We start from the raw sequence: 10,714 nt of genomic DNA, 5'->3' as shown, positions 1-10,714 counted from the left end.
ATTTGAATCATTAGTTATACATGGAGGAATAGATGGAGATAAAAGTACAGGGGCAGTTAACGTTCCTATATATCAAACATCAACTTATAAACAAGAAGCACTTGGAGTAAATAAAGGATATGAATATTCAAGAACAGGAAATCCAACTAGAGAAGCACTTGAAAAACTTATTTCTGATCTTGAAAAAGGATATGCTGGTTTCGCTTTTGCATCAGGAATGGCAGCTATTACAGCAGTAATAATGTTATTTAAGAGTGGGGATAAAATTTTAATATCAAATAATGTTTATGGAGGTACTTTTAGAGTACTAGATAAAATTTTTAATAACTTCAATATAAAATATGAAATGGTAGATATGACTGATATTAAAAAGTTAAAGGAAAGCATAAGTGAAGAGGTAAAGGCAATTTTCATAGAATCACCTACAAATCCTTTAATGGATGTTACGGATATAAAAACAGTTTCCGAGCTTGCAAAGGAAAATGGAATATTAACAGTTGTAGACAATACTTTTATGACTCCATATCTTCAAAAACCTATTGTACTTGGAGCAGATATAGTGCTTCACAGTGCAACTAAATACCTCGGAGGGCATAGTGATCTTGTTGCAGGGCTTGTTGTTGTTAATAATAAGGAGCTTGCAGAAAAAGTTCATTTTATTCAAAATTCAACTGGTGGAATTCTTCAACCCTTTGATAGTTTCCTATTAATTAGAGGGATAAAGACCTTGCCAGTTAGAATGGATAGACATATTCAAAACGCAAAGAAAATAGCTGGATTTTTAAGAAATAGAGAAGAAGTAGATAGAGTATACTACCCAGGACTTGAAGATCATCCTGGACATGATATACAAATTAATCAGGCTAATGGGGCTGGTGCAGTTTTATCTTTTGTTATAAATAAAAAATATGATTATAAAAAGTTTCTTGAAAACTTAAAGCTCATAACCTTAGGTGAAAGTCTTGGAGGAGTAGAATCTCTAGCATGCCACCCTGCATCCATGACACATGCAGCCCTTCCATATGAACTAAGGCAGAAACTTGGAATAGTGGATAACCTTATAAGATTGTCTATAGGAATAGAAAATGTTGATGATTTAATAGATGATTTAAAGAATGCTTTTTAAAGTGGGAGATGTAAAAAATGAATTATTTAAATGATATACGTGATTTTATTGGAAATACTCCATTATTAAAATTAAATAATATTTCTTTTAATGAAGGCATAAACGTATTTGCAAAACTTGAAAATTTTAATCCTGGTGGGAGTGTTAAAGACAGAATAGGAACTTATATGATTGAAAAAGCAGAAAAAAATGGACAGCTAAAAAAAGGCGGAACAATAATTGAAGCAACTGCAGGCAATACTGGCATTGGTATTGCACTTGCAGCCTTAAATAAAGGGTACAAGGTTATTTTTGTAGTTCCAAAGAAATTTTCTGAGGAAAAGCAAAAAATTATGAAAGCATATGGTGCTGAAATTGTAAGTACACCAAGAGAAGATGGCATGCTTGGTGCGGTTGCAAAAGCAGAAGAACTTTTGGGACAAATTGAAAATTCAATATCACTAAAACAATTTGAAAACTCTGCAAATCCACTTGCACATTATGAAACAACAGGTCCAGAAATATATAATGCTTTAGATGGTAATATAGATTATTTTGTTGCTGGTGCTGGAAGTGGTGGTACTTACACAGGAATAGTACGCTTTCTTAAAGAAAAAAATCCTAAAATAAAGGGAATACTAGTAGATCCTGTTGGGTCAACTATGGGAGGCGGACAAGAAGGATGCTATAATGTAGAGGGAATAGGAAATAACTTTATACCAAATACTATGGATATGAAGTTAGTTGATGAAATTATAAAAGTAGATGATAAAGAAGCTTTTGAAATGGTGAAACTTCTTGGAAAGAAAGAAGGACTTATCTTAGGATCATCTTCAGGAGCAGCCATGGCAGGAACCTTAAAGCTAACTAAAAAATTATATAGTGGGAATGTAGTAACACTTTTCCCGGATAGAGGAGACAGGTACTTTAGTAAAGGACTATTTTAAAGGACAGAGTAGAGAGTACAGTGAAGGATGATTTATTCTCCTTGCGTCGAGTAAATCTTTGAACTTATAAGTTCAGCTTCGCTGAGTTAGAGGTTTGGGCGTCAGCCCATTAAGTTTTAAAATTTTCTGTAACAACAGAAAATTAACATTCACTGTACTTTGTACTCTGTCATCTGTACTCTGTTTCTTAAAGGGGTGATATTTTGAAATTACTAAGAGAATTTTATGGAAGAGATACGATAGTTGTAGCTAAGGAGCTTTTAGGAAAAACCTTTGTCCATGAAGTGAATGGCATTAAAACTTCTGGCAAAATTGTGGAGACGGAAGCTTATAGGGGAGTAAAGGATAAAGGGGCACATGCTTATGGCGGCAGGAAAACACCAAGAACTGAGGCATTATATGGACCTGCAGGGTATTCTTATGTGTACTTTATATATGGACTATATTATTGCATGAATGTAGTTGCTATGAAGGAAGGTATTCCAGAAGGAGTTCTTATAAGAGCTATGGAGCCAATTTCCGGAATAGAAACTATGAGTGAGAGAAGATTTAAAAAAACATATAGTGAACTTTCAAAATATCAGCTTAAAAATTTAACTAATGGGCCTTCTAAGCTTTGCTTGGCAATGGATATTACAAAGAAAGAAAATAAAATGGATTTATGTGGAGACGAACTTTATTTTGAGGAAGCCGAAAATGAACCTTTCGAAATAGTTGAGGCAAAAAGAGTAGGAATAGATTATGCAGAAGAGGCAAAGGATTATCTTTGGAGATTTTACATAAAAGGTAACAAGTGTGTATCCGTGAAATAAGTTACTACTTTCTATAAGAACATTAGAATTCATTTATAGTTCTTTGTTTAAAACCAATTACTATTTGATATAATGTATAGTGAAAGATTAATTTAATAAAACAAGCAAGGTTAGGTGATATGATGAGTGATTTTAAAATACCATATGGGGAATCAAATTTTGAAAAATTGATAACCGAAAAATATATTTATATAGATAAAACTAAGTATATTGAAACTTTAGAGAACGACGCATCATATCAATTCTTTATAAGACCTAGAAGATTTGGAAAAAGCCTGTTTTTATCAATGCTTGGTAACTACTATGATATTAATAAAAAGGATGAATTTGATAAACTATTTGGTGATTTATACATAGGGAAAAAACCAACACCTAAAAAAACTTCTTATTTTGTGTTAAAATTAGATTTTTCCAATGTAACAACAGATAAAGGTAAGTTAAATTTAATAGATAGTTTTGAAAAAAGCGTTATAGATTCTGCTAAAGATTTTGTAAATAAATATGAAACTACTTTAAAGTTTAGTAGGGATAAACAAAAATACAATGACTCAATTTCAGCTGTTAATTATATTGCGCGAAAAGTAAATGAAATAAACAAAAAGATATTTGTATTAATTGATGAATATGATAATTTTGCTAACGATTTAATTACTTCTGATGAAGAATTATATTATGATGTTGTTTCAAGTCAAGGGCATATAAGAACTTTTTATAAGTCATTAAAGATTTTAACAACAACTGTTGTAGATAGGATATTTATGACAGGAGTTAGTCCAATTTTATTAGATGATTTAACTAGTGGTTTTAATATAACAAAAAATTTGACACTTGATAGATATTATAACGAAATGATGGGATTTACAGAGGAAGAGTTGAAATTATTAATAGATGAAAGTAAAATTAATAATTTTAATAAAGGAACATTAATTTTAGATATGAAGCAGTATTACAATGGGTACCTATTTAGTGAAGATGGTGAGAGTCGTGTATTTAATCCAAATATGGTTTTATATTTTTTAGATAGTTTAATTAAGCATAATAAGTATCCTAAAAATATGCTTGATTTAAATATAAAAACAGATTATAAAAAATTAGAAAATTTAGCATTTAATTTTAAGGATGAAGAAACAATAGAAAGTATTTTGACAAATGAAGAAATGGATTCTAATTTAGTTGAGCGCTTTAATTTAGAATATATGTATGAGAGTAAAGAAAATTTTGTGTCATTATTGTTTTATATGGGGATGTTAACTATTAAAGAATCATTTTTAGGTAGTATTACGCTTAAGGTTCCTAATATAGCAATGAAGGAAATATATTGGCAATATTTTAGGATAAAGTTATTTGAAAAGAACAATTTAAAGATAGACAATGCTAAGGTAAAACAAGCAATTAATGAAATGGCAGTAAAAGGAAGTTGCGCTGGATTTATAGATTATCTTAAGGAATGTTTAGCCAGCCTTTCTAATAGAGATTTAGCAAAGTTTGATGAAAAGCATGTAAAAATTTTAATACTCTCTATATTTATGAATAATGTATACATTGCAAATAGTGAATATGAAGTTGAAGATGGATTTATTGATATATTACTGTCTAAAAATAAAGCTTATGATGATAGTATAAGATATGAATGGCTTGTAGAATTGAAATATATAAAAGAAAAAGACAGAAATACTTTTGATGAAATTAGAAAAAGTGGTTTAGAGCAAATTCAAAGATATGAAAAAAGTAAAAGGCTAAGTGAAATGTTTGAGCTTAGTAACATGAAAAAGCTGCTAATTGTTGTTATAGGAAAAAAAGATATTTATGTGGAAGTAGACTGAAATATTAATAGAAAAAGTAAGCAATAGCAAATGTAATGTAGATAGTATTGCAATTAAAAAAGGGGAGGAGACATTGGTATGATGTTTCCTCTCCTTTTTTAAGTTATACATTCATAAACACAAATAAGCACTAATTGTGCTCTGATTTATCATTATCAATTAGTATATCTACTGTAAGTTGAATATGGGCATTAAAAGCGCTATTACAGTTAAAAGAGTTAAGTTTAGTAAATTTAATAATGCATTAGCTGCTCATAATCAAATGATTAAATTTCCTAAAATAGCAGAGAAATTTGATTATTAAGCAGAACTAGTTATTGTTATAGGAAAAGAAGCTAAGTATGTTTCTAAAGAAGATGCACTTTCTTATGTATTTGTGTACACTGTTGGAAATGATGTAAGTGCTTGTGAGCTTAAATTGCGTACAGAGCAGTGGTTACTTAGAAAAACATGTGATTTGCACCAATTATAAGCTATATTTCTCAATATTTAACATTGAAGCTAGGAGATATAATTTCTCTGGAACACTTAGCGGAGTAATATTAGGTTGTCCAGAGGCTGAACAAAGTTGGCTTAAGTCAGGAGATAAAATGGAAGTATATATTGAAAAATTAGGAACTTTAATTAATGTACTAGAATAGTTATAGTTTTTGTGATTATAGCGATTTTAATTGTAACAGCATTAAATTTGTAATGAAGTTGAATGTATAAATCAAGTATCAAGAATGGGATAAATGTGTTGAAAGTAAGAGATTTAAATGATAACTTGTTGTTTACTAAAGAAAATAGTAATGAAAAAATTTAAGAGGCATTAATTGCAAAAACATCTTTTCTTTAGTATGGTTCATAATATAAAATAACTTTAAAAAATATTATTGCATTTGCATAAAAAATTAGTTATCATAAATATATAAAGCATTTGTTATATATTTACTTATAATATAATTTGTTACAAAAAATAATCCTAAGTAATCTCTAGATTTTATTAAAAATTCCTAACATAAATAACTTTTCATTAAAATATATGCAATTTTCTCTATTTTCTGAAAAACAAAAATATAAATAGGAGGAGTAATACTATATGTATCAATTAATTCTTATTTTCTTCATAATAACATGCATAACAGATGGAATTTATTTTTTATGGTTAACATTGTTATTATTATTTCCGCAAGTACTACACTTAAAAGATAAAGAATATTTTGACGATATTGATTTGCATTTTTTTATACTTGTGCCGTGCCTTAACGAAGAAAAAGTTATTTATGAAACTGTAAAAAATCTTTTATCATTAGACATGCCAAATACTGTTTTTATAGTAATTGATGATGCTTCTGATGATAATACATCCATAATACTAAATAGTATTGTTGATAGTCGTTTAAAGGTATTAAATCGTGTTTTACCAAATGCTCAAAAAGGTAAGGGAGCATCTTTGAATGACGGATATGAATATGTAAAAAGAATAGTAAACGAAAAGGGTATTGATCATTCAAAGGTAGTTCTTGGGATTATGGATGCAGATACCTTTGTTAAGAGAAGTGTGCTTGAAAAAGTTGCTGTTATTATGAATAATGACGCTAAAGTTGGGATGGTCCAGACACGTGTTCGAATTGGAACATCAACACGGAATTATTTTTTGCCATTAATGCAAGACTTGGAGTTTTATACTTTCATAAATAGAATGCAAAATGTACGTGAATATACAGGAACAGTTGCAGCAGCGGGAAATGGTCAATTTAATCGATTATCAGCCATGGAAACACTTGGAGATGAACCTTGGAGTAAGTGCTTATTGGAGGATTTTGATTTTAGTTTAAGATTATTATTGAATGGATGGCGTACCCGCTTGGTTCAAGATGAAAACATTTATCAGCAGGGTGTAATTAGTTATAAAAAATTTGTTAAGCAGAGATCTAGATGGGCACAGGGGTGTATCCAGTGCATGCCATATATCGGGAAAATATCAAAAGCTAAGCACTTATCTTTTCCTGGGAAAATGGAAGTGCTTTATTTTATGATGTTGCCTTGGCTTACCTTACTTTCAACTTGTGCATTGTTTTTTTCATGGTTTCTAATATTGTACACGTATTGGCATCATTCTAGTATTTTGAGAAGTAAGCTTAGTTCATATCAAGGCAATGAATTGTTAGCATTATTAATATTAATTCTTATATTTGTATTTTTACCCGGAATCGTTTTTTCAATATCGTACTGGCGTGATACAAAAGAAAGTTTCTATAAAACTTTGCTGGCGGGGTTATTTATTCCTATTTATAATATGATGCAAATCCCAGCAGTATTAGTTGCGACTTTTAGACAAGCCAGTGGGAGAAATAGCTGGATTAAAACAGAACGCTTTGTAGATTCTAATAAAGCTGTTTAATGTGCCTAAAGTAATAATAAAAGGGAGGTAAAGATTATGGAAAAGCTAGAGTTAGCAGATTCAAGTGTAGGGGATACTTTTATGAAAGGCCGCACCGCTACTATAGTTATAGCTGCATCAAATGCTACAGCAGCACAGAAATCTTGGTCAGATGGAGTTTGTACAGGCTCAGCATCTAATTGTATTGATGATGTTGAAATTCAAACTTTAATTAATGAAGCTGTGGTAAGTGGATTCACTTCAATTTATATGAAGGCATTTGGTACGTTTTGGATTGGAAAACCAATTTGTATTCCGTATGGATTAAACTTTTATGTAAATGGTGAAGGTATACCAAATGTGGATTTTAATATTGCCATTTGTACAACTACTCCAACAGCAGGAACTCAGTTTAGGAGTTCGGCTGCTTGGAATACTACACCTTGGTGTGGAACTTGTAATACAAAAGGAACTAGTGTTACAAAGATTTCAGGTACTTTACCCTTTGATGTAAGTTGGGTTGGTCAACCTATTTACATTAATGGTAACTATAATCATGTTGCTTCTGTTAACCCTAGTGAAGGAACATTAACGCTTACTGACAGTGTGGCAACAGAAACGGGGGTGCCATATTATTACTCTCCATCAATATTTGTCAGAGTTAATCTTAATCCTGTGTCTGGAACTATTAATGCTAAGGGTCAAACAAGCTTTGAAAATTGTGCATTAATGCCGGCTTTTGGTGACGCTGCTTATACAGTACCAATATATGGTTTGACTGATGAATATGGTGCTAACTTAAGACTAGACAATTTTATGTTTCTTCCTTGGGGATGGTTTGAATTAGGTCAACCAGCAATAAATCAAGCTAAAAATGTATGTATGGCATTTAATTGCCAAGGTGGTAACATGGGTGGAGGTACTGATTGTACTATAGGTTCCATTTACATTTTTGCACACGGAGGTGCAGGACCATGCTGGGAATCAATAATTGGATATGATTGTGTAAGAGTAAGAAAAATAATGATGTATGGATGTTTTAGGGGAATTGCATTTCAAGATGCTTGGCTAAATGAGATAGATGATGTTGTAGTTTATGCTGCGCAGGGGTTAGCAATAGCCTTTGATACTAATGATGGTCATGGAAATATAATTCATAGGTTAAATTATGAGTCACTTGGTATATGTGAAATGGATGATAATCCATTAGTGTATCTTGAAGATGGCACTTATGTTCAAATTGATTATTTTTTCAACTGGCCTTCAACCTACAGTAATAATATAACCGCCATAACAAATGATGATTCGCGTATAGAAAAGTCTTGCTTTGCATTTAATTTAGGTGATAGTGGTATTGTACAAGTAGTACCTCGCTCCGTTATAATTTCTAAGGCCTTTGGTAAAGAGGTTTCAAAACCATTTTTAGATGATGAATATCCATCGATTGGTGTTAATAGTGGTAACTTATCTGTACCAACATCAGGAAATACTTATTATGTAAGAGATCCAGTTGATATTACCATTAAGGGTGGAACGGGTGTTTCTATTACTTGTAAGGATGCCCAAGGTAATGTTATTGATAATGGTGTTACTTCTTTAAATCACCGTCTTTTAATGGGCGCAATGGGATATACCTATGATTATTTAAGTACAGGATATTCAATAACTATAACTTATACAACTGCACCAACAGTTATCGTTGTTCAAGCAGAGATAGGTCCAGCAGGAAAAAATAGTGTTCCTATAGCCGGGGTTAATTATGTAGCTTCTAAAATTGGCATAGATATATCATTTTCAGGCGGCACTGGTGTTGCTGCAAAAACAATGGATGGTTCAACTAATACAGGAGGAGGCACTTTGGATACGGGATTGACTTCAATGGTAGGATATCATATATCACCAGGGCAAATAATAAATTTTGGGGATTTTACAGTAGCTCCTACAAGTTTAGTTATAAGGAGACATAGTGAAATTTAAACATATATTAAATTAATCTATTGATATGTTTAATTAATATTTAGAGGGGATATTGAATGAGAGAAATAGTTATTACTATATTATGGTTAGTGCCAATTATTTCAATGTGCATTTCTATTGGAGCAGGAATAATTTTGTACATTTCTTTGTATAGTTATAGAAAAAAGAAAATGTTGAAACCAAAAAATAAAGGAGGTTCTATATGAATTTTATTTATGATTTAATGAATCAGAAGTTTGATTTTATTATTCCTTTATTCTATATAATTATAGGCATTGTCGTAGCCATAATTATTTTCTTGTTTCGTTTTTCTGTTTATACTAAAAGAAAAAGATATTATGCCAAAATACAGATACATGCGCCAACAGCTGAAGATAAGTATAACATGTAAATTTGACTATAGGAATTAAGGGTTACAAAGATATACTATTGTGAAACTTAAAATTTATTTGTACCAAAATGCCGTCTTATAGGCATTATGGTACAAATAAATTTTAATAGTTGAGCTAGTATATCTATAGAGTAAAATATTAAATGAATTTTCACCACATTAAGCTATTCTTCATATTATGAAGTGAAGAGCAATAAATGATGTGGTGTTTTTTTTGTTATATGCATTAATACTAGCAGGGGGGAAAGGAACAAGATTATATCCTTTGTCTAGGAGGGCGAACCCAAAACAGTTTTTAAAAATTGTAGATAATAAAAGCTTTTTAAGAAATACTGTGGATAGAATTAAAACTTTAGTTAATAAAGATAATATATATATTGTGACAAATGAAAACTATATTAATAGAATCCACGATGAACTTCCAGAGCTAAAGAGCGATAATATATTTACAGAGCCGGAGAATAAGGAGACTGCTACATGTATAGGCCTTTCAGCTATAAAGCTTTTAAAACGTGATAATGATGCAACTATGATAGTGCTGCCTTCAGATCACTATATTGAAGGTGAAGGGGAATTTATAAATACAATTAAACAAGGCATTGAAATAGTTGAAAAAAGAAGAGGACTTGTAACAATAGGAATTACTCCAACTAGGCCAGAGACAGGTTACGGATATATTCAAATGGGAGAAAAAATTTTAAACTATGAATCAATATATAAAGTTGAAAGATTTCTTGAAAAACCCAATATAGAAGTGGCGAAAGATTTATTAAGTAAAGGAAATTATCTCTGGAATAGTGGTATGTTTATATGGCGAGCAGATACTTTTTTAAGAGAAATGGAAAAATATCTTCCTAAAATGTATAAAAGCATGAAGGATATATATGAGGCCATTGGTACTGAAAATGAACGCGAAGTGATAAATGAACAGTATGAACTTATTGACGGAATTTCCGTTGATTTTGGAATTATGCAAAAGACTAGAAAAGCATATATAGTTAAAGCTACTTTTGCCTGGGATGATATCGGTAACTTTAGTTCTCTTTCTAGATTTCTTAAGCAGTATAATAATCAAAATAGTGTAAGTAAAAATGTGTTTTTAGAGGATACAGAGAATTGTTCCATATTTGGCGGAGACAACCTTATAATTTGTTTTGGTGTTAAAGATTTAATAGTTGTTAATGCAGGAAATGTAATGCTTATTATGGATAAGAATAGAGATCAAGAACTAAAACACTTAGTAGAAGAACTGAAGCAGGAAAAAGATATAGATGAGTACATGTAAATAATGTGA

General features: G+C 30.7%; 10 protein-coding genes. All 10 read left to right on the top strand.

Going from position 1 to position 10,714, the window contains the following annotated elements:
* Window positions 1–1,126: trans-sulfuration enzyme family protein (locus CUEA01_RS00050; protein ID WP_234117010.1), on the top strand; the 1,126-nt coding region annotated here is incomplete at its 5' end.
* Between the two features lie 17 nt (window positions 1,127–1,143).
* Window positions 1,144–2,052, top strand: coding sequence for a PLP-dependent cysteine synthase family protein (locus CUEA01_RS00045; RefSeq protein ID WP_234117008.1), 909 nt, complete (start codon window positions 1,144–1,146; stop codon window positions 2,050–2,052).
* A gap of 203 nt (window positions 2,053–2,255) precedes the next feature.
* Window positions 2,256–2,864 carry a DNA-3-methyladenine glycosylase gene (locus CUEA01_RS00040; RefSeq protein WP_234117006.1) on the top strand — a complete coding sequence of 203 codons (609 nt, stop codon included), beginning with the start codon at window positions 2,256–2,258 and terminating at the stop codon, window positions 2,862–2,864.
* Window positions 2,865–2,986: 122 nt separating this feature from the next.
* A complete protein-coding gene (locus CUEA01_RS00035; RefSeq protein ID WP_234117004.1) occupies window positions 2,987–4,687 on the top strand; it encodes an AAA family ATPase in 1,701 nt (566 codons plus the stop codon).
* Window positions 4,688–5,003: 316 nt separating this feature from the next.
* Window positions 5,004–5,159, top strand: a complete 156-nt coding sequence (locus tag CUEA01_RS00030; RefSeq protein ID WP_329603905.1) for a fumarylacetoacetate hydrolase family protein — start codon at window positions 5,004–5,006, stop codon at window positions 5,157–5,159.
* The gene (locus tag CUEA01_RS25055) at window positions 5,095–5,328 is read left to right on the top strand and encodes a fumarylacetoacetate hydrolase family protein (protein WP_234116999.1); all 234 of its coding nucleotides are present in this window, start codon (window positions 5,095–5,097) and stop codon (window positions 5,326–5,328) included. Before CUEA01_RS00030 ends, CUEA01_RS25055 begins: the two co-directional genes overlap by 65 nt.
* 440 nt (window positions 5,329–5,768) lie before the next feature.
* A complete protein-coding gene (locus CUEA01_RS00020; protein ID WP_234116997.1) occupies window positions 5,769–7,073 on the top strand; it encodes a glycosyltransferase family 2 protein in 1,305 nt (434 codons plus the stop codon).
* 36 nt (window positions 7,074–7,109) lie between these two features.
* Complete coding sequence (locus tag CUEA01_RS00015) at window positions 7,110–9,029, top strand: hypothetical protein (protein WP_234116992.1); 1,920 nt, start codon at window positions 7,110–7,112, stop codon at window positions 9,027–9,029.
* Window positions 9,030–9,085: 56 nt separating this feature from the next.
* Complete coding sequence (locus tag CUEA01_RS00010) at window positions 9,086–9,235, top strand: hypothetical protein (RefSeq protein WP_234116991.1); 150 nt, start codon at window positions 9,086–9,088, stop codon at window positions 9,233–9,235.
* A gap of 399 nt (window positions 9,236–9,634) precedes the next feature.
* The gene (locus CUEA01_RS00005; protein WP_234116990.1) at window positions 9,635–10,705 is read left to right on the top strand and encodes a mannose-1-phosphate guanylyltransferase; all 1,071 of its coding nucleotides are present in this window, start codon (window positions 9,635–9,637) and stop codon (window positions 10,703–10,705) included.
* Window positions 10,706–10,714: the final 9 nt, after the last annotated feature.

Source organism: Clostridium hydrogenum (genome assembly GCF_021432385.1).
Taxonomy (GTDB): domain Bacteria; phylum Bacillota; class Clostridia; order Clostridiales; family Clostridiaceae; genus Clostridium_S; species Clostridium_S hydrogenum.
This window is presented reverse-complemented; position numbering and strand designations above follow the sequence as displayed.

Excerpts from the sequence above, each read along its gene's own strand:
- CUEA01_RS00020 (WP_234116997.1), top strand. The coding sequence starts at position 5,769 with ATGTATCAATTAATTCTTATTTTCTTCATAATAACATGCATAACAGAT.
- CUEA01_RS00045 (WP_234117008.1), top strand. The coding sequence starts at position 1,144 with ATGAATTATTTAAATGATATACGTGATTTTATTGGAAATACTCCATTA.
- CUEA01_RS00010 (WP_234116991.1), top strand. The coding sequence starts at position 9,086 with ATGAGAGAAATAGTTATTACTATATTATGGTTAGTGCCAATTATTTCA.
- CUEA01_RS00015 (WP_234116992.1), top strand. The coding sequence starts at position 7,110 with ATGGAAAAGCTAGAGTTAGCAGATTCAAGTGTAGGGGATACTTTTATG.
- CUEA01_RS00035 (WP_234117004.1), top strand. The coding sequence starts at position 2,987 with ATGAGTGATTTTAAAATACCATATGGGGAATCAAATTTTGAAAAATTG.